Source organism: Ectopseudomonas alcaliphila, assembly GCF_900101755.1.
GTDB lineage: Bacteria > Pseudomonadota > Gammaproteobacteria > Pseudomonadales > Pseudomonadaceae > Aquipseudomonas > Aquipseudomonas alcaliphila.
The window spans coordinates 366066-385230 of record NZ_FNAE01000004.1 but is presented as its reverse complement, the minus strand read 5'-3'; the positions used below and the strand labels follow the sequence as shown (position 1 = coordinate 385230).

Genomic DNA, 19165 nt, shown 5'->3' with positions numbered 1-19165 from the left:
CAGCTTTGCAAACCCTTCATTCAACTTAACTTATTGATTAACAAGCAGTTTTTGAAGCGCTTCATCGCTGAAGTGGCGCGCATTCTACCGCCAGCAGAATGCGCGTCAAGCTTATATTTCAATTTTCTTTGGATTCTCTCGAAAAAAGGCGCCCGCTCGCTGCAATACACCCGCAACAGCGGAGAGACGCATCAGCAGCAGCGCGGCACCGATCAGCGCATAAGCGAGCCATTCCCCCAGATCAGCACGCACCACCCAGAGCATATGCAGCAAGGCCAGCAGCAGGATGGCGTAAACCAGGCGATGCAGCGTCTTCCACTTACGACCCAGTTTTCTGATGCTGAAACGGTTGGAGGTAACGGCCAGAGCCAGCAAGCCAACAAAAGCCAATGCGCCCACAATGATGTACGGGCGTTCGGAAAGATCGCGCAGTACCAGCTCCAATCGCAACCCGGCGATAAACAGGACATAGCCGGATAGATGTAGAACGACGTAGGCAAAGCACCAGAGTCCTAGCTGTCGCCGCACGGCAATCCACCCTCCCCAGCGAGTCAACTGCTGCATAGGCGTCATTGCCAGGGTGATCAGCAGAAGGATCAGGGCGCCTAGCCCCAGGTTGTCCACCAACACCTTGCCTGGGTCGGGGCCCAGAAGACCGAAGACAGCGCAATACAGCCAATAAAGCGGTGGCACGGATGCAGCCAGGAATACGCTGACGCGCCAGAGCTTGTAGCGCATCAGTAGTACCTCGCCAGATCCATGCCGGTATAGAGGTCAGCGACCTCTTCATAACCATTGAACATCCGAGTATCGATCACATTCGGACTGAACAGACCGCTGGGTAGACGCCGTTCGGTCGCCTGCGACCAGCGCGGGTGGTCCACCTGCGGATTGACGTTGGCATAGAAGCCATACTCGTTCGGCGCAATGCGCTCCCAGGTAGTCTTGGGTGCCTCATCCACCAGACTGATACGCACGATGGACTTGATGCTCTTGAAGCCATATTTCCAGGGCACCACCAGGCGCAAGGGAGCGCCGTTCTGGTTCGGCAGCACTCGGCCGTACATACCGACGGCCATAAAGGCCAACGGATGCATGGCCTCATCCAGACGCAGCCCCTCCACATAGGGCCAGTCGATCAGGGAGAACCCGGAGCGCTGCCCCGGCATGCGCTCGCGATCGACCAGTGTCTCGAAGCGCACATAGCGCGCCGCCGAGGTTGGTTCCACCTGTTTGAGCAGATCAGCCAGCGGAAACCCCAGCCAGGGTATGACCATGGACCAGGCCTCGACACAGCGCAGCCTGTAGATGCGCTCTTCGAATGCATGTGGCTTGACCAGATCCTCGATGGAATAGCGTCCCGGCTTGCTCACCTCACCATCGACCATCACCGTCCAGGGCTCGACCTGCAGTTTGCCGGCATTGGCTGCCGGATCACCCTTCCCGGTACCGAACTCATAGAAGTTGTTGTAGTGCGTGGCGTCCTTGAAGGGCGTGATGCTTTCACCCTCAGCGGTTATCGCTTGCCAACGCGCGCCCGCCAACTTCTCTTCGAACCAGCCCGGAGCCTTCGCCGGCTCGACATTGGAGTACAAGCCTTGAGCTTCGGCTCTGGCCCAACCAGGCATCGTAGCCATGGCCGCCAATGCCAGCGAGCCCTGCATCAGCTTGCGACGAGAGAGATAAACGGATTCAGGGGTGACTTCGGACTCGAGGGCCCGAGAGGGAGGAGGAACTCGGATGAGCATGGTGACTCCGCGACTACAGTTCGGGAAACGAACTGTAGACCACGGAGTGCGGGAGAAATTACAGCGTCAGGCAGATTTACGACGACGCAATTGCAGCAGGTACTGAATCGGGCCGGAAACCGCATAAGCCAGGAAGATCAGCAGCAGGATACGCGGCGGATCACTGAACACCACTGCGAAGACCAGGACCACGGCCAGAATGGCAACGAAGGGTACGCGCCCCTTCAGATCTAGATCCTTGAAGCTGTAGTACTTGATGTTGCTGACCATCAGGCAGCCAGCGGCGGCAACGAGCAGCGCCACGGCGAAGGACATGTTCGAGCCCTTGATGCCGAAATCGCTGAATGCCCACACTGTACCGGCAACCACGCCTGCCGCAGCCGGACTGGCCAGGCCGATGAAATAGCGTTTGTCGACGCTGCCGATCTGCGTATTGAAGCGCGCCAGACGCAATGCCGCGCCAGCGACATAGATGAAGGCGACCATCCAGCCCACCTTGCCCATGCTACCCAGCGCCCACTCGAATGCGAGCAGAGCCGGCGCAACGCCGAAGGCCACCATATCCGAGAGCGAATCGTACTCAGCGCCGAATGCACTTTGCGTATTGGTCAGGCGCGCCACGCGACCGTCCAGACCATCGAGCACCATGGCAACGAACACCGCGGCGGCAGCCACGTAGAAATTGCCGTTCATCGCGTTGATGATGGAGTAGAAACCGGCGAACAGGTTTGCCGTGGTGAACAGATTGGGCAGCAGGTAGATGCCACGATGGCGCACCTTGCGCCCTTCCGCGTCCTGCCCTTCCTCTATGTGCTCGTCGATCGGCAGCAGGCTTTCCAGATTGTCGCCAGCCGGCTTTTGATCCTCGGGACCTTCACTCATGAACAGCACCTTGCAACGGGTTTGACGAATTTCGACCGGGACGACTGAACTCAGTTCGTCTTCCGGTGAGCTGGCTTTATACCAGAAGCCTCGCCACAGAATGAAAAAACGCGGCATAAAGCCGCGTTCTTTCGCACATCGCAGACCTTAGTTCTTGGCCTTGTCGACGATCTTGTTGGCAGCGATCCACGGCATCATCGAGCGCAGCTGCTCGCCGATGACTTCGATACCATGAGCGGCGTTGTTACGACGCTTGGCGGTCATCGACGGGTAGCCAGTGGCGCCTTCGCTGATGAACATCTTGGCGTACTCGCCGTCCTGGATGCGCTTGAGAGCGTTGCGCATGGCCTGACGGGATTCGGCGTTGATCACTTCCGGACCGGTCACGTACTCGCCGTACTCGGCGTTGTTGGAGATCGAGTAGTTCATGTTGGCGATGCCGCCTTCGTACATGAGGTCAACGATCAGTTTCAGTTCGTGCAGGCACTCGAAGTAGGCCATTTCCGGCGCGTAGCCAGCTTCGACCAGGGTTTCGAAACCGGCCTTGACCAGCTCGACGGTACCGCCACAGAGAACGGCCTGCTCACCGAACAGGTCGGTTTCGGTCTCGTCCTTGAAGGTGGTTTCGATGATACCGGTACGACCACCGCCAACGCCCGAGGCGTAGGACAGGGCGACGTTCTTGGCATTGCCGGAGGCGTCCTGGTAAACCGCGATCAGGTCAGGAATGCCGCCGCCTTTGACGAACTCGGTACGTACGGTGTGGCCCGGAGCCTTCGGCGCGATCATGATCACGTCGAGGTCGGCACGCGGCACGACCTGGTTGTAGTGAATGGCGAAGCCGTGGGAGAAGGCCAGAGTGGCGCCCTTCTTGATGTTCGGCTCGATCTCGTTCTTGTACAGCTGGCCCTGGAATTCGTCCGGGGTCAGGATCATGACCAGGTCAGCAGCGGCGACGGCAGAAGCCACGTCGGCAACTTTCAGACCGTGAGCTTCAGCCTTGGCAACGGTGGCAGAGCCTTTACGCAGACCAACGGTGACATCGACGCCGGAGTCTTTCAGGTTGCAGGCCTGGGCGTGGCCCTGGGAGCCGTAGCCGATGATGGCGACTTTCTTGCCCTGAATGATGGAGAGGTCGCAATCTTTGTCGTAATAAACTTTCATGTTCTGGGCTCTTTTGAATCGAAAGGGATGGGGTGCGAAGCACCGCGACGCAGACACCTTAAGTGATCCATACCATTGCGTAAAATGATATATTTGCAACACAACATGCCGAAATGTGAAACATAAATGGACAGCCATTCCCTCAGGCTTTTTCTTTCCCTGGCGGACAACCTGCACTTCGGTCGAACCAGCCGCGAGCAGCACGTCAGCCCTTCCGCGCTCAGCCGCAGCATCAAGCAGCTCGAGGACGAACTCGGCGCCGCACTGTTCGTTCGCGACAACCGTTCGGTTCGCCTGACTCGCGAGGGCCAACAGTTTCGCGAGTACGCGAGTGAGGTCATGAATGGTTGGCAGGCCATTCGCCAGACCTTCATGCAGGACCAGTTGAATCTGCATGGCGAGCTGTCCCTCTACTGCTCGGTCACCGCGAGCTACAGCTTCCTCTATGACATCCTCAGCAGTTTTCGTCAGGACTACCCACGCATTGAAATGAAACTGCACACCGGTGATCCGGCCAAGGCCGTCGAACGCGTGCAGCAAGGCCTGGAGGACCTGGCCATCGGCGCTCTCCCCGACAGCCTGCCGGGCGGTGTGGAATTTCAGTCGATCACGCGCTCGGAGTTGCGTTTTATCGGCCCCCAGGCCCCCCAGCTACTGAACGAAGAACAGCTGCGAAACCCAACGGCCGAGAACTGGAAGGACGTGCCGATGATTCTCTCCGAGGAAGGCCTGGCCCGGACACGCACTGATCGCTGGCTGAAAAACCACAACATCAAGCCGCGCATCTATGCGCAGGTGAGCGGCAACGAGGCAATCGTCAGCATGGTCAGCCTGGGCTTCGGTATCGGCGTGGTGCCGCAGATCGTGCTGGACAACAGCCCACTGACCGCTCGCATCCGTATCTACGACATCCAACCACCGCTCACCGCTTACGACATTGGCCTGTTCGCGCTGGAAAGGCGTCTCAAGGATCCGTTGATCGCCGCTTTCTGGAACCGCCAACGCTGAATTTCGGGCAATAAAAAGCCCCGCACCAGGCGGGGCCTTGTTCACCACAGCGATCAGATACTCAGTACCTTGTCGCCGCGAGCGATACCCGTGACACCACTGCGTACAGTTTCCAGGATCGACGCAGTGCCGACGGCCTGAATGAAGCTGTCCAACTTGTCGCTGGTGCCGGTCAGCTGCACGGTGTAGACGCTGCTGGTCACATCCACGATCTGGCCGCGGAAGATGTCGGTGGTGCGTTTGACCTCGGCGCGCTGAGCGCCAGTGGCCTTGATCTTCACCAGCATCAGCTCGCGCTCGATGTGGGCGCTTTCCGACAGATTGACCAGCTTGACCACCTCGACCAACTTGTTGAGGTTCTTGGTGATCTGCTCGATCACCTCATCCTGACCAACGGTGGTGAGGGTCAGACGCGACAGCGTCGGATCCTCGGTTGGCGCAACGGTGAGGCTTTCGATGTTGTAGTTACGCTGGGAGAACAGACCAACCACGCGCGACAGGGCGCCCGGCTCGTTTTCCAGCAGCAGGGAAATGATGTGTCGCATCTTAGGTCCGCTCCGTCTTGCTCAGCCACATGTCACGCATCGCACCGTCTCTGATCTGCATCGGATAGACGTGCTCGCTGGAATCCACCGCGATGTCGAGGAACACCAGGCGATTCTTCAGGGCGAAGGCTTCCTCCAGCTTGGGCTTGAGGTCCTTCAGCGAGGTGATGCGCATGCCGACATGGCCATAGGCCTCGGCCAGTTTGACGAAGTCCGGCAGCGACTCCATGTAGGAGTGCGAATAACGGCTGTTGTACTGCATGTCCTGCCATTGGCGGACCATGCCGAGGGTGCCGTTGTTCAGGTTGACGATCTTCACCGGCAGGTCGTACTGCAGGCAGGTCGACAGCTCCTGGATGTTCATCTGGATGCTGCCCTCACCGGTGACGCACGCCACATCGGCTTCCGGGAAGTTCAGCTTGATGCCCATCGCAGCGGGGAAACCGAAGCCCATGGTGCCCAGGCCGCCGGAGTTGATCCAGCGGTTGGGTTTGTTGAACCGGTAGTACTGCGCCGCGAACATCTGGTGCTGACCCACATCGGAGGTGATGAAGGCATCGCCCCTGGTTACGTCACACAGGGTTTCGATCACGGTCTGCGGCTTGATGATCGAACCGTCGCCCTCGTTGTACGGGAACAGACGGCCGCTACCACGCCACTCTTCGATCTGCTTCCACCAGCTGGCAACGGTGTCCTTGTTCGGGGTTTCGCCGATTTCCTTGAGGATGGCGACCATCTCGGTCAGCACGCTATCCACCGGGCCGACGATCGGGATGTCGGCCTTGATGGTCTTGGAGATCGAAGCCGGGTCGATGTCGATATGGATGATCTTGGCGTTCGGGCAGAACTTGGCCGCGCCGTTGATCACGCGGTCATCGAAGCGCGCACCGACCGCGAGGATCACGTCGGCATGGTGCATGGCCAGGTTGGCGGTGTAGCTGCCGTGCATGCCGAGCATGCCGATGAACTGGCGGTCAGTACCCGGGTAGCCACCGAGCCCCATCAGGGTGTTGGTCACAGGCAGATTGAGCATCTGCGCCAACTCGGTCAGCGGCGCGGAAGCACCGCCCATGATCACGCCGCCGCCGGAGTACATGACCGGACGCTTGGCGGCCAGCAGCATCTCGGCAGCCTTGCGGATCTGGCCGGAGTGGCCACGTACCGCCGGGCTGTAGGAACGCAGCTTGACCTTCTTCGGATAGACGTACTCGAACTTCTGCGTCGGATCGCCCATGTCCTTCGGAATGTCGACCACGACCGGACCGGGACGGCCGGACTCGGCGAGGTAGAAGGCCTTCTTCAGCACTTCGGGGATTTCCGAGGGGTGCTTGATGATGAAGCTGTGCTTCACGATCGGTCGGGAAATACCGACCATGTCGGTTTCCTGGAAGGCATCGGTACCGACCATGGCGCTCGGCACCTGGCCGGAGATCACCACCATCGGAATGGAATCCATGTAGGCGGTGGCGATGCCGGTGATGGCATTGGTCGCGCCGGGGCCAGAGGTCACCAGCACCACACCGGCCTTGCCGGTGGCGCGGGCATAGCCGTCAGCCATATGGGTCGCTGCCTGTTCGTGACGAACCAGGATGTGGGTCACTTCCGGTTCTTTGAACAGAGCATCGTAAATATGCAGGAGAGCACCGCCAGGGTACCCATAGATATGCTTAACGCCTTCGTCACGCAGGAAGCGGACGACCATTTCAGCGCCGGATAAAAGCTCCACGTTGTTCACCTCTTGAACGCCAGTGTGCCACCCACAAACGGGTAGCCCTAAGTAGGTTCTTACTGTCAGCGGACACGCACGACGGTGATCGTGGATTCGGAACATCAGCTTGACGAGTAACGGAGCAGCCCATGGTCTTGCGGGGCTGGCCCTCCCAGCGCGAGGTAACGCGTTGCGGGTGTCACGGTTCGGCGCGGGTAGCGCCTCTTTTCCCGGAGCTGGAGGACGCTTGCGGCGGACTCCACTGCGGGGAAGGCTGGATTGTTCGGGTTCGGCGAGGGCAAGTCAAGCGATGGCGAACCTATTATTCAACCTGCTGCTGTGACGCAGCGCAGGATGAAGATTGCCGGGTTTTGGTTATAGTAACCATCAGCACCGCCGCTCTCGATAAAGGAAACAGCATGCGCCACATGATTCTTACTGGCACCTTGATGCTCGCTTTGAGCACCTCTGCCATGGCCAGCCAGGTTTACAAGTGGGTAGATGACAAAGGCGTGACCCACTTCGGCGCGCAACCTCCGCAGGGCCAAGAAGCCACGACCATCAATACCGCAACCCCACCTCCCCGACCTGCGCCAAGTGAGCCGGCGCCCAGTTTCGATGAGCAACTCGACCCCGAGCAGGCGGCCATCGACAAGAAGGTCAAGGAAGATGTGGCGAAGCAGGAAACCGAGCGCAAGCAATACTGCGAGACAGCACGCACCAACCTTGCTCAGCTGGAAAACAACCCACGCGTGAGGATTGAAGACGGTGGCGAGCTGCGCCGCATCGGCGAGGATGAACGTCAGGAACGCATCGCGGAACTGAAGAAATCCATCACAGAAAGCTGCAAATAATGAGCTACGCGCACGCCCTCAAGGCGTGCGCGTGAGCAGACGATCGAACTCGCCGAGCAGCTCAAGCAACCGACGCGCAATGCCCGGCTGCTGCTGATAGACCATCTCGGCCATGGCCTGAATGCCTGATACCGAGGGCAACGCGGCGCCGGTTTCCAACAGAACTTTCATACGCGGCAGAAAAATCCACTGCAGCCATTGCTCGAACGTCAGCGTATCGACACAGAACGGCTCCGGGCTGGCCAAGGCCTCGACGCTCGGCGCCTCCTCCTGCCACCAACCCAGCACACGCAACTCACGCTCGATCAGCAGCAAGTGTTCGGCCAGTGCGCTTGCGCGAGCATCCATCAGAGATTGACTCGAGCGCGTTCACGGGCCTGGGCAGCACCAGCAGGATCACCCTGACGCTCGCGAGCCTGGGCGATCAGATCCCACAGACTGGCCTGCAACGCCGGACGACCGCTGGCGTAAGTCAGGCCACGACGGGCGAACTGCTCGGCCTGGGCAGCATCACCCTGAGCCAGGCGAACCTCGGCAAGGCGGTAAAGCACCTGAGGCTCACGCGGTGCGATGCGCTGGGCACGTTCCAGGCTGGAGGCTGCGCCATTCAGATCGCCACCGCCCTGCTGCTGTTGAGCGGTCGTCAGCAGCGCGAGAACCGGACCATCCAGCTGCTCGTCCGCAGCCAGGCCGCCACCGCTGGGAATGCCACTGGGCATACTCGGTGCCGAGGAGCCGAAGCTGCCTTGACTCGGTGCAGACGGCTGGCTGCTCACGGGCGGGTCGAAGGTCAGGCCGCCACTGGAGGTGATCGGCTGCGAGTCGGTCTGCAACGGCGTCGAGACAGCCCCCTGCGGCACCATCACAACTACGCCGGAATCCTCCTCGATGCGCTGCGGCGCAGCTGCGGGGCCCGGGCCAGTCGCTGGACCAGATCCGCCCGACGACAGCGGAGAGCCGGCATCGATCACCGGAATCGAACCCTGGGGTACCGTGCTGCAACCACTCAGAACCGCCGTTGCCAGCATAGTGGCAAGCCACTTCTTGTTCACATCCAATCCTCTTAGGTAACACCGAATCACTCGACCCGGCCGTTATTCCAACCAGCCCCGCACCCAGTCCATCACCGACTCGACCGGCGCCTGGATACCGCACGCGGAACCGGCGGCAGGTTCACTGCCGCGAATATAAGGCATCTGTACCGCATTCGGGCAGCCCGAAGCCGAGCCCAGACCAGTCTGACGGTCCACCCAGGCCTGGGTGACGTTGTCAGGCAGCGGCATGTCCAGCGGTAGCGGGTCTGCCTTGCGCATGAAACCTGTCCAGACCTGCAGTGCACCACTTGCGCCAGTCAGAGGAGTCGGACCATTGTCATCGCGCCCCAACCACACCACTGACAGCAGGTCCTGACTGAAACCCGCGAACCAGCTGTCGCGCGAGTCGTTACTGGTACCGGTCTTGCCAGCCAGATTCAACGAGCTAGGCAGTTGGCTGTATACCGAACGTCCAGTGCCCTCACGCATGGTGCGCTGCATGGCGTTCTGCACCAGGTAGATGGCGCCCGGATCGAAGCGCTGCTGAATCTGGAACGGGTAGCGTCCGAGCGGCTCGCCGTCAGCGGTCAGCACGCTGCGAATGCCGCGCAACGGCGTATTGAAGCCACCGTTGGCCAGGGTCTGGTACATGCCTGCCACTTCCATCGGCGTCAGAGCCCCCGCACCGAGCAGCATCGACGGATAGGCCGGCCACTTGCGCTCGACGCCCAGCCGCTCGAGAGTCTTGAGCACGTTGGGCACGCCGATCTCCAGGCCGAGCTTGGCCGTGGACAGGTTGTAGGACTGCGCCAGCCCCTGATACAGGTAGATGGTGCCGTGAGCCTTGCGGTCGTAATTCTGCGGCGTCCAGACCTGGCCATCCTGGCCCTTGATGGAGAACACCTCGTCCTCCAGCCAGCTGGTCAGGGTGTACTGACTTGGACGCTCCAGCGCCGACAGGTAGATCGCCGGCTTGATCAGCGAGCCAATCGGCCGCACGGCATCCAGCGCACGATTGAAGCCGGCAAAACGCGGCTGACGGCTGCCGATCAATGCCTGAACTTCCCCGGTCTCGGGGTTGGTCACCACCATGCCGGCCTGCACTTCGTCCACGCCCTTGCGCCCGGCCAGGCGCTTCAATGTCTCGGCGAGCGCCTCTTCGGCCTTGAGCTGCAGAATCGGATCGAAACTGGTGAAGATGCGCAGGCCTTCTTCGGTCAGATCCTGCTCACGATAGTCTTCACGCAGCTGACGCTTGACCAGATCGAGGAATGCCGGAAACGAACTGTCTGCCATGCTGCCGCGCGAGCTCACGCCGAGCGGTTTCTGCTTAGCCGCTGCGGCTTCCTCGGCGGTGATCGAACCTTGTTCGGCCAGCAGGTCGATCACCAGATTACGACGGGCCAGCGCACGCTCTGGGTTACGCCGCGGGTTGAAGTAGGTGGGTCCTTTGACCATGCCCACCAGCAGCGCGACCTGCTCCAGCTTCAGCTCGGAAATCGGCTGGCTGAAGAAGTACTGGCTGGCCAGACCGAAGCCATGCACCGCACGCTGACCGTCCTGACCGAGGAACACCTCGTTCATGTAGGCTTCGAGAATCTCACGCTTGTCGTAGTGCAGCTCGAGCAGCACCGCCATCATCGCTTCGGTGGCTTTACGCACCAGGGTGCGCTCGTTGGTCAGGTAGAAGTTCTTCACCAACTGCTGAGTCAGGGTACTGCCGCCCTGCACCAGGCGCCCGGACGTGGCGTTGATCCACATCGCACGGGCGATGCCCTTGGGTGACACGCCGAAGTGATCGAAATAGTCGCGATCCTCGACCGCCACCAGCGCATCGATCAGATAGGCCGGCACCTGATCCAGCTTGATCAGGATGCGATCTTCCTGATGCGCCGGGTAAAGCCCGCCGATAAGCAGCGGCTCGAGTCGTGCCACCGCCAGGTTGCCACCGTTGGCCTGGGTCAGACCGGCGACGTAATCGCCAGAGAAGCGCACGCGCACCTTCTGTGACGGTTCGGCACCTTCATAGAACTGAAAGCCGCGACTGTGCAGTTCGATGTTGTTACCGGCCACCGACACTGCGCCCGGCCCATTGACTGCGCTCTCGCGGCGGTAGCCCAGCGCGTCGAGTTCACGCAGGAAATCGTCCTTGGCCAGCTTCTGCCCGACGAAGAGCTCGAGCGGCCTGGCATAGACCTTCGCGGGCACAGTCCAGCGCTTGCCGGAGAATTTTTCCTGCACCACGGCATCGAGATACACGGCAAAGCCGGCCAGGATCACCAGGCCAACCAGACCGAGCTTGAGGCCCCAGGCAAACCAGGGACGCATACCGGACGAGCGGGATTTTTTGTTTGAGCGGGGGGAGCGTTTTCGAGTCATGGCGGGATTATACGCACTTTACATAGGCGCCAGCAGGCCGCCCGAATGGTTTGCAGAGCAGCTCACAGCGGCCATAATGCCCAGCTCGAACAGCGTCTAGAACAAGGATCGAACGTGAGCCAAGCCCTGATTGCCGCATTGCAGAACCCGGCCCTGTATCCGCATCCTGTGGAAGGGTTTCAGGTCATTGAGACCCACATTTCCTGGGTTTTGCTCACTGGCCCCTACGCCTACAAGATCAAAAAACCGGTCAATTTCGGTTTTCTCGACTTCACCGACCTTGAGGCACGTCGTCATTTCTGCGAAGAAGAGCTGCGCCTCAACCAGCGCCTGACCCAGGATTTGTATCTGGACGTGTTGCCGATCGGCAGCAGTGAAGATGCTCCCGACCTCGCAGGCAGCACACCCGCCATCGAATACGCACTGAAAATGCGCCAGTTTCCCCAGGAACAGCTGCTCAGCGCCATTCAGACACGTGGCGAGCTGAACGACGCCCATATCGACGCCCTGGCCGAACAGATCGCCACCTTCCACCTCAACGCACCGAAGGTGCCGCTGGAACATCCGCTGGGCAGCGCAGAAGCGGTCATGGTTCCGGTGCAGCAGAATTTCGAGCAGATCCGTCCCATGCTCAGCGAGCAGGCGGACTTGCAGCAACTCGACGCCCTCGAAGCCTGGGCTCAGTCCAGCTACGAACGCCTGCAGCCACTGCTGAGCGAACGCAAGGCGCAAGGCTTCATTCGCGAATGCCACGGCGACATTCATCTGGGCAACGCCGCTCAGATCGACGGGCGGGTGGTGCTGTTCGACTGCATCGAGTTCAACGAACCCTTCCGCTTTACCGACGTTACTGCGGATATCGCCTTCCTGGCCATGGACCTCGAAGATCGCGGCCTCAAATGCCTGGCTCGACGTTTTATCAGCGGCTGGCTGGAGCGCACCGGCGATTATGCAGCCCTGCAACTGCTGAACTTCTACAAGGCCTACCGCGCCATGGTTCGCGGCAAAGTCGCGCTGTTCCGCCTGGGCCAGGAACAGGACTCGGTGCAGCGTGCCGTGATCCTGCGCCAGTATCGCGGCTATGCCGCACTGGCGGAGAGCTACAGCGCCATTCCATCGCCCTTCCTGGCCATCACCCATGGTGTCTCGGCAGTCGGCAAGAGCCACGTCGCCATGCGCCTGGTGGAAGCGCTGGGCACCATCCGCCTGCGCTCCGACATCGAGCGCAAGCGCCTGTTCGGCGAGCAGAGCGCCGAAGCCAAGGATCAGCTGGCCGCCGGTATCTACAGCACCGACGCCAGCCAGGCGACCTACCAGCGCCTGCATCAACTGGCGCGCCAGACACTACTGGCAGGCTTTCCCGTGGTGATCGACGCAACTTATCTCAAGGCAGCGCAACGCCAGGCCGCCAGCGAAGTCGCCGAAGAGACCGGGGTACCCTTCCTGATTCTCGACTGCCATGCGCCGGAAGCCGTGATCGCCAGTTGGCTGGAGCAGCGCCGGAACGAAGGCGAAGACCCGTCCGATGCGACGCTGGAAGTGATCCACGCCCAACAAACCAGCCGCGAGCCGCTCGATGATGAGGAGCAGAGCCACAGCAAGCGCGTCGATACGCATGACAGCGCAAGCCTGGACAGCCTGGTCGAACGTATTCGCCAGCGCCTGCCAGGGATCTGAGCGTCGCGCCAAGCAGTTGGTGCTTCCTGCCAGGCAAACCCTGGCAGGACTTCTATACTGCCGGTGTAGCCACCACCGGTACCTGCCATGAGCCAGCCACGCCAGCTTGATCATCCGCTCTACCACCTCCTGCACAACGACGATGTGAAAGGCTTCAATGCGCAGAAGCCAAAGGGCGTGGAGGTGGATCTGTCCGGTGGCGACTTTCGCGGGCTCGACCTGCGCAACATGGACACCGACGCCGTCAATTTCAACGACGCGTACTTTCGCGGAGCAGACCTGCGCGGCCTGGACTTTCGCAATGCCCAGATCGAAGGGGCCAGCCTGGCCCACGCGCAGATTTCTGGCGCCTACTTTCCTGCCGAACTGACCGCCGACGAGATTCTCATGTCGGTCAATTTCGGCACCCGCCTGCGCTATCGCACCAAGTAGAGCACTACGAACGACGACGCGAAGCACTCAGGCCATTGGCCGCTACACTTTTTGGCAGGCACGCCAACGTGAACCTTTCACCCACACGCACGGAGGCCCGATGAACGACGAACTGCAACACCTGAAGAACCTGGGCAAGACCTCGGCGCAGTGGCTGCACGCCGTAGGGATTCACAGCGCCAACGACCTGCGTCGCTACGGCGCTGTCGGAGCCTATCGCGCGGTCAGGGCGCGCGGCTTTCGTGCATCCAAGGTGCTGCTTTACGCCATCGAGGGTGCTCTGCTCAATGTGCATTGGAGTGAGCTCCCCCCCGCGCACAAGGCTGAGTTGAACGGCAAACTGGACGAAGCCCAGGGCCACAACAAGAGCTAGCTCACAACACCAGTGCAAGGTGATTTACTCGAAGAGCCGCACAGCCTATTGTTTCAGGGACCTTCGTGTGGTCAGCCAGCCCAGCCAGTTCAAGGAATTACGGTTATGTATTTACTCGGGGAGCAACCGGCCTACGCCGATCAGTTGATCAACCGTCTGCAGAGCATCCCCACTCAGTTGCTGGAAGGGCTGCAACCCGCGGGTGAGCCGCTGCGTCTGGAGCGTGTCGATGACCTGGCTCAGGTACTGCCTGGCAACCAGCTATTCATCATCGAAAACGGCCTGTTGCATGCACTGGTCGATGAGCGCCCGCTGTTCTATCTGCAAGAGGGTGACCTGGTTGGCCTGCGCCAGGGCATCGACCTCCCCTCCTGCCGCTACAGCAGCGAAGAACCCATCAGCCTGATTCCCTATTCGCGCAGCGAAACCTTCCAGCACATCTATGCCAGCGAGCAGCGCCAGGAACAGTTCATTCAATATCTGATCGGCCATACCGCCCTGCTGTCCGACGCATTGGCGCGCCTGAAGCAGCCGGAGATCCGTCCGGCGACGGGCTTCCAGCATTTCGCTGCCGGCGAGGAGCTGATTCATCAGGGCGATGAAGCTGACCACGTGTTCATCATCATCGAGGGCCACGCCGAGGCCTACGTCGACGGACAGAAGGTCGGCGATGTGCAAAAGGACGAAATCTTCGGCGCCATGGCTGTTTTCACTCGCGAGAAGCGCAGCGCCACGGTGGTCGCCAGCGAGCCCTGCACGGTCATGGTGATTCCCAAGGAGCAGTTCCTCAGCCTGATGCAGAGCAACCCGCGTATCGCTCACAGCCTGATCGAAAGCATGGCCCGACGCATCGATCTGCTGAACAAGGAAGTCACTCAGTTGCGCTTGCCTGGGGAATCCTGAGTCTCCATCCCGCATGAACGAACCCCGGCCCGAAGCCGGGGTTTTGCATTTCTGGGCCTGACAAAAACTTTCTGAGAAAAATTCTCAAAAGGGCGTTGACTATGAAATGAGAATTGTTATTATTATCTCAACTGGTCGCGAGATCAGCCGATAAGCTAAAGAGACCATTCAGTCGGACTCTTCAGATTATCTCCTCATCAGGCTAATCACGGTTATTGACCCGGCTCTTGCCGGGTCTTTTTTTGCCCGGACGAAAGTGCGTTCTGCAACCTGATGCTGTTCACGGAAGAAACGCCATGACGCGATCAGCCCCTCGCCTCTCCGGGGAAGGGGGCAAACCAGTACGGCCTCAGGCGCCCTTAGCGGGTCTCAATCGTCAACCTGCGCCAGCCAGTCAGGCAGATTGAAATGCAAACTGATGCGTGCGATCAGCCCGTCCTGGATCTCGAAGAAGGCGCCCACGCGCATCTCGTAACGCTGCCCGCAGGCCTCCGGCAGGCCATCGTCGGTAGCCAGGTACTCGCCGATGACGCGGTACTCGCAGGCGGCATGTCGCCCTTGTGGTTCGACCAGGATCACCAGCGACTCGATCATCTCGCGATAGCAATGCAGCTGCCGCTCCAGAAAAGCCGCGAATGCATCGCGCCCGTGTTCGGTGAAACCCTGATTGGGCTCCAGAATCAGCTCGTCGCTGACCAGTGCCATACAGGCGCGGATATCACGGTCATTGAGGGCGTTGAAATAACCTTGCAGCAGGTCGCGAACGTCGATGGACATAGGCCAGGCTCCGAATCGGCAAAGCGCCGAGGATACCTTGCAGGCCGCCTGCGAAAGGCGGCTAGGGTCGCAGTTTGGCGCAGTGATCCTGCTCCGGCTGCGCTGCCGTGAACCAGACGTAATCAGCCATGGATGCGTCCACCGAACGACCGACTTCGGCCAGTATCAGCACCACATTGCCGGTGTGCGCGCCGAGGTCGGCCAGATGCAACGGTGCGCCGAGGTCCTTGCGCACATGAAAGGCACCGGCCAGTAGCAGGCTGGGCTGCGGCGCCGACAGCAATGTCTCGGCCATGCGCCGGTCACGCTGCTGCTGCACGGCGAGCATCGCTGGCAACTGACTGTCCGGCAGCAGGCCGCAGTGCGATTCGCGGATATCCGCCAGCAGACGCTCTTGTACATCGCTGGCGCTGGAGTGCTTGCCCTGCAACGTCGGGCGCTGACGGTAGATCTGCATGATATCGACGCGGTCCAGATTAGCCGCAAGCAAGGGATAAGGCTGACGCAGTTGATGCAGCACCAGCGGCCCGTAAAGCGACCAATCCCATCCCGGTTGCCAGGCCAGGGTATCGAACGGATCGGTAATTTCCTGCCCCGCGCGCGCAGCTGCCTGAGCCTGATCGACCTTGTTCTGCTGATCGGGATTGAGCATCTCCATCGACACACTGCCCTGCGGACGCAACCTGGATAGCTCGCGCAACAGCCAGAGCTGTAGGGCATGGTGATCGGGATTGTCGTGCTGCTCACCAACCAGTACCCGCTCGGCCGGTGCCAGGCGATCCAGCAACTGCTCAGGGCTGATAGTGCGTCCGCTGGCCAGATCGACGATACGCCCCAGATCAGCATGCTCGCGCCCCAGCGGAGCGAGCGGCGCTGGCGGCGGCAACATGGGTCGGCTCTGGCAGGCAGCCAGCAGCATCAGACAGCTCAGCAGTACGACTCGCATTCAGGGCTCCAACATTCAGCGTGCGACGATCAGCGGGTGGCCGCGCTCGGGATGAGTCTGCACCAGCACCTCCAGACCGAACACGGCCTGCAGGGGCTCGGCCCGCAAGACTTCGGCAGGCGTACCCAGCGCATGCGCCCTGCCCTGCTCCAGCAACAACAGGCGATCACAGTAACGCGCAGCCAGATTGAGGTCGTGGAGGATCACCAGCACAGCTGCGCCGGACTCGGCCAGACGACGAACGGCCTGCAGACAGGTGTGCTGGTGCAGCGGATCGAGCATCGAAGTCGGCTCATCGAGCAGCAGGATCTGCCCCTCGCCGCCCGGCCACAGCTGCGCCAGCACCCGCGCTAGGTGTACGCGCTGACGCTCCCCGCCGGACAACGCCAGGTAGCTGCGCCCCGCCAGGTGTACAGCATCGGCTGCCTGCAGTGCCTGCTGGACGATCTGCGCATCGCGCACGCGGCCACTGTCATGCGGCAGGCGGCCCATGGCGACCACTTCTTCTACGCGGAAGGCGAAATTCAGACTGGAACTCTGCGGCAAGACGGCCAGACGCCTGGCACGCTCCGGCCCGGACCAGTCATCGAGCGCACGCTGATCCAGCGTGACCTGGCCGGAGCTGGCCGGCAACTCGCCGGTCATCGCTGCAAGCAAGGTGCTCTTGCCCGCACCGTTGGGCCCCAGTACACCCAGCACTTCGCCGGGGTGCAACTGCAGATCGATGCCAGTGAGCACCACACCCTGCCCGCGGCGGACTTCCAGCTGTTCGACCCGCAGCATCAGTTTCGCCCCCGCACCAGCAGATAGAGAAAGAACGGCGCACCAATCAACGCCGTGACGATGCCGATCGGCAACTCGGCAGGCGCCAGCGCCAGGCGCGCGACCAGGTCGGCCAGCAGCAACAGGCTCGCGCCGGCCAGTGCGGATGCCGGTAACAACAGGCGATGATCAGGCCCCACCAGCAAGCGCATCAGGTGCGGCACCACCAGGCCGATGAAGCCGATCAGGCCAGCAGCGGCCACCGCGGCGCCCACGCCCAGCGCCGTACAGAACACCAGTTCCCGCTTGAGTCGCTCCACGTCGAAACCAAGGTGACGGGCCTCCGACTCGCCCAGGAGCAAGGCATTCAACGCGCGCGCCCGTCGTGGCAGCCACAGCGCCACGGCCAGCGTGGCCAGCAACAGCGGCCAGAGCCGGGCATAACTGGCGCCATTGAGGCTACCCAGGTTCCAGAAGGTCAAGGTGCGCAGGGTCGCATCGTCCGCCAGGTAGGTGAACAGGCCGATGGCCGCACCCGCCAGCGCGGTCAACGCGATGCCTGCCAGCAACATGGTCGCCACGTTGGTCTGCCCGTCACACCGCCCCAGACGGTAGACCAACGCCGTGACCAGCAAGCCACCGACGAAGGCACAGGCCGACAGCAGATAGGGTGCGAAGGCTTCGGGTAAACCACCGAATGCGGCGCCGCCGACAATGGCCACCGCGGCGCCCAGCGCAGCGCCGCTGGAAACGCCGACCAAACCGGGGTCGGCCAGGGGATTGCGGAACAGCCCCTGCATCGCCACGCCACAGAGCGCCAGCACCATGCCTACGGCCAGTCCGAGCAGGGTGCGCGGCATGCGTATCTGCGACAGGATCAGTTCGGCCTGCTGTACCGACGCATCCGTCGCGAGAGGCAGGCCCAGCAGACGCAGTGCTGCACGCAAGGTATCGCCCAGTGGCAGACTGACCGGTCCGAGCGCCAGCGAAAGCCACAGCACGAGCACGAGCAGCAGGCCCAGTGCGGTGAACAACAGGCGCATCGAAAAAGGTGAGGTCATGGCTCGCGCTTGGCTTCGGCTGTCGGGAATTGGCTGGCAGGATAAAAGCCTGCGGCGAGCATCGCCAGCCCATCCGGCACGCGCGGCCCCAGGCCACCGACCAGCAGGGTCGGGTCCAGCGCCAGCAAACGTCCCTCGCGCGCCGCGCGGGTACCGGCCAGGGCCGGGTTCTGCTGCAGCAGGGCCTGCCTGGCTGCATCACCCTCCAAGGCACGATCGGCCACCACCACGACCTGCGGGTCGAGCGCCAGCAGCGCTTCGCTGGACAACGCCTTGTAACCACTGTGGCTGGCCAGATTGCGGCCGCCGGCGCGGCTGATCAGCCAGTCGGCAGCGGTGTCGATACCACCAACCAGCGGACTGCCACCGGCATGCCCAAGCAACAGCAACACACCGGGCGCGTCTTGGCTGCGCTGCGCCTGCTCGACCCATTGCTGCTGGGTCTGCAAGCGCGCCTGGTAATCAGCGAAGGCACGTTGCCCTGCCGCCTCATCACCGAGCAACTGGCCCAGGCGCAGCAGGTTGGCCTGCAGGCTATCCAGCTCGGCTCGCGCAGTCAGGCGTTCGATACGCACACCCGCCGCTGCCAGTTGCGCGAGCACCGGCGGCGGGCCCATTTCTTCACTGCCAAGCAGCAGGTCCGGACGCAGGGCGAGAATGCCCTCGGCCGCCAGTTGGCGTTGATAACCGACGCTGGGCAGCTTGGTCAGCGAGGCGGGATGACGACTGGTGGTATCGACGCCCACCAGCTTGCTCTCACCGCCAAGCAGCACCACCCACTCGCTCAGCGCACCGCCGGAACTCACCCAGCGCTGCGGCAGCGGCTCGGCCGCCAGTACCAGATTGGGAAACAGCAGGACGGCCGCCAGGCCGCCCAGGATATTGGCAAGACGCATGATCTCGACTCCTCGA

General features: G+C 61.5%; 20 protein-coding genes. 6 read left to right on the top strand and 14 right to left on the bottom strand.

Annotated elements, in window-relative coordinates:
* Nucleotides 1–111: 111 nt before the first annotated feature.
* The 4 genes from msrQ to ilvC all read right to left on the bottom strand — a co-directional run bounded on the left by msrQ (nucleotide 112) and on the right by ilvC (nucleotide 3794).
* Nucleotides 112–738, bottom strand: coding sequence for a protein-methionine-sulfoxide reductase heme-binding subunit MsrQ (msrQ, locus tag BLR77_RS16225; RefSeq protein WP_074679547.1), 627 nt, complete (start codon nucleotides 736–738; stop codon nucleotides 112–114).
* The gene (msrP, locus tag BLR77_RS16220) at nucleotides 738–1748 is read right to left on the bottom strand and encodes a protein-methionine-sulfoxide reductase catalytic subunit MsrP (RefSeq protein ID WP_074679545.1); all 1011 of its coding nucleotides are present in this window, start codon (nucleotides 1746–1748) and stop codon (nucleotides 738–740) included. Before msrP ends, msrQ begins: the two co-directional genes overlap by 1 nt.
* 66 nt (nucleotides 1749–1814) lie before the next feature.
* Entirely contained in the window at nucleotides 1815–2630 is an 816-nt protein-coding gene (gene pssA / locus BLR77_RS16215; protein ID WP_074679565.1) for a CDP-diacylglycerol--serine O-phosphatidyltransferase, read from the bottom strand.
* A gap of 147 nt (nucleotides 2631–2777) precedes the next feature.
* Nucleotides 2778–3794: a ketol-acid reductoisomerase gene (gene ilvC, locus BLR77_RS16210; protein ID WP_037001483.1), complete on the bottom strand. Its 1017-nt coding sequence runs from the start codon at nucleotides 3792–3794 to the stop codon at nucleotides 2778–2780.
* Between the two features lie 126 nt (nucleotides 3795–3920).
* Here ilvC and ilvY point away from each other — a divergent pair, with 126 nt between their 5' ends.
* Nucleotides 3921–4802, top strand: coding sequence for an HTH-type transcriptional activator IlvY (gene ilvY, locus BLR77_RS16205; RefSeq protein WP_074679543.1), 882 nt, complete (start codon nucleotides 3921–3923; stop codon nucleotides 4800–4802).
* Nucleotides 4803–4855: 53 nt separating this feature from the next.
* Here the strand turns inward: ilvY and ilvN are convergent, their stop codons facing one another.
* On the bottom strand, nucleotides 4856–5347 hold the full coding sequence (gene ilvN, locus BLR77_RS16200) for an acetolactate synthase small subunit (protein WP_003462832.1): 492 nt from the start codon (nucleotides 5345–5347) through the stop codon (nucleotides 4856–4858).
* Nucleotide 5348: 1 nt separating this feature from the next.
* Nucleotides 5349–7073 (bottom strand): acetolactate synthase 3 large subunit, encoded by a 1725-nt coding sequence (locus BLR77_RS16195; RefSeq protein ID WP_074679563.1) that lies wholly within the window; start codon nucleotides 7071–7073, stop codon nucleotides 5349–5351.
* Nucleotides 7074–7474: 401 nt separating this feature from the next.
* On the opposite strand from BLR77_RS16195, the gene BLR77_RS16190 reads away from it, so the two are divergent.
* A complete protein-coding gene (locus BLR77_RS16190; RefSeq protein WP_074679541.1) occupies nucleotides 7475–7909 on the top strand; it encodes a DUF4124 domain-containing protein in 435 nt (144 codons plus the stop codon).
* An 18-nt stretch (nucleotides 7910–7927) separates the two neighbouring features.
* On the opposite strand, the gene BLR77_RS16185 is transcribed toward BLR77_RS16190, so the two are convergent.
* The 3 genes from BLR77_RS16185 to mrcB all read right to left on the bottom strand — a co-directional run bounded on the left by BLR77_RS16185 (nucleotide 7928) and on the right by mrcB (nucleotide 11322).
* On the bottom strand, nucleotides 7928–8257 hold the full coding sequence (locus BLR77_RS16185) for a YqcC family protein (RefSeq protein ID WP_074679539.1): 330 nt from the start codon (nucleotides 8255–8257) through the stop codon (nucleotides 7928–7930).
* Nucleotides 8257–8937, bottom strand: a complete 681-nt coding sequence (locus tag BLR77_RS16180) for a tetratricopeptide repeat protein (protein ID WP_074679537.1) — start codon at nucleotides 8935–8937, stop codon at nucleotides 8257–8259. The genes BLR77_RS16185 and BLR77_RS16180 overlap by 1 nt, the downstream gene beginning before the upstream one ends.
* Nucleotides 8938–9003: 66 nt before the next feature.
* Nucleotides 9004–11322 (bottom strand): penicillin-binding protein 1B, encoded by a 2319-nt coding sequence (mrcB, locus tag BLR77_RS16175; RefSeq protein ID WP_139203003.1) that lies wholly within the window; start codon nucleotides 11320–11322, stop codon nucleotides 9004–9006.
* A 114-nt stretch (nucleotides 11323–11436) separates the two neighbouring features.
* Between mrcB and BLR77_RS16170 the strand changes: the two genes are divergently transcribed.
* The 4 genes from BLR77_RS16170 to BLR77_RS16155 all read left to right on the top strand — a co-directional run bounded on the left by BLR77_RS16170 (nucleotide 11437) and on the right by BLR77_RS16155 (nucleotide 14707).
* Entirely contained in the window at nucleotides 11437–12999 is a 1563-nt protein-coding gene (locus BLR77_RS16170; protein WP_074679533.1) for a bifunctional aminoglycoside phosphotransferase/ATP-binding protein, read from the top strand.
* 87 nt (nucleotides 13000–13086) lie between these two features.
* Nucleotides 13087–13431, top strand: coding sequence for a pentapeptide repeat-containing protein (locus tag BLR77_RS16165; protein WP_017675297.1), 345 nt, complete (start codon nucleotides 13087–13089; stop codon nucleotides 13429–13431).
* Nucleotides 13432–13531: 100 nt separating this feature from the next.
* The gene (locus BLR77_RS16160) at nucleotides 13532–13804 is read left to right on the top strand and encodes a TfoX/Sxy family protein (RefSeq protein WP_074679532.1); all 273 of its coding nucleotides are present in this window, start codon (nucleotides 13532–13534) and stop codon (nucleotides 13802–13804) included.
* 105 nt (nucleotides 13805–13909) lie between these two features.
* The gene (locus BLR77_RS16155) at nucleotides 13910–14707 is read left to right on the top strand and encodes a cyclic nucleotide-binding domain-containing protein (RefSeq protein WP_017675299.1); all 798 of its coding nucleotides are present in this window, start codon (nucleotides 13910–13912) and stop codon (nucleotides 14705–14707) included.
* 369 nt (nucleotides 14708–15076) lie between these two features.
* Here BLR77_RS16155 and BLR77_RS16150 read toward each other — a convergent pair whose 3' ends face one another.
* The 5 genes from BLR77_RS16150 to BLR77_RS16130 all read right to left on the bottom strand — a co-directional run bounded on the left by BLR77_RS16150 (nucleotide 15077) and on the right by BLR77_RS16130 (nucleotide 19149).
* Nucleotides 15077–15484 carry a nuclear transport factor 2 family protein gene (locus BLR77_RS16150; RefSeq protein WP_074679530.1) on the bottom strand — a complete coding sequence of 136 codons (408 nt, stop codon included), beginning with the start codon at nucleotides 15482–15484 and terminating at the stop codon, nucleotides 15077–15079.
* Nucleotides 15485–15545: 61 nt separating this feature from the next.
* Entirely contained in the window at nucleotides 15546–16430 is an 885-nt protein-coding gene (locus tag BLR77_RS16145; RefSeq protein WP_074679528.1) for a ChaN family lipoprotein, read from the bottom strand.
* Nucleotides 16431–16445: 15 nt separating this feature from the next.
* The gene (locus BLR77_RS16140; protein ID WP_074679526.1) at nucleotides 16446–17213 is read right to left on the bottom strand and encodes a heme ABC transporter ATP-binding protein; all 768 of its coding nucleotides are present in this window, start codon (nucleotides 17211–17213) and stop codon (nucleotides 16446–16448) included.
* A complete protein-coding gene (locus tag BLR77_RS16135; RefSeq protein WP_074679524.1) occupies nucleotides 17213–18253 on the bottom strand; it encodes a FecCD family ABC transporter permease in 1041 nt (346 codons plus the stop codon). The genes BLR77_RS16140 and BLR77_RS16135 overlap by 1 nt, the downstream gene beginning before the upstream one ends.
* Entirely contained in the window at nucleotides 18250–19149 is a 900-nt protein-coding gene (locus BLR77_RS16130; RefSeq protein ID WP_074679522.1) for a heme/hemin ABC transporter substrate-binding protein, read from the bottom strand. The genes BLR77_RS16135 and BLR77_RS16130 overlap by 4 nt, the downstream gene beginning before the upstream one ends.
* Nucleotides 19150–19165: the final 16 nt, after the last annotated feature.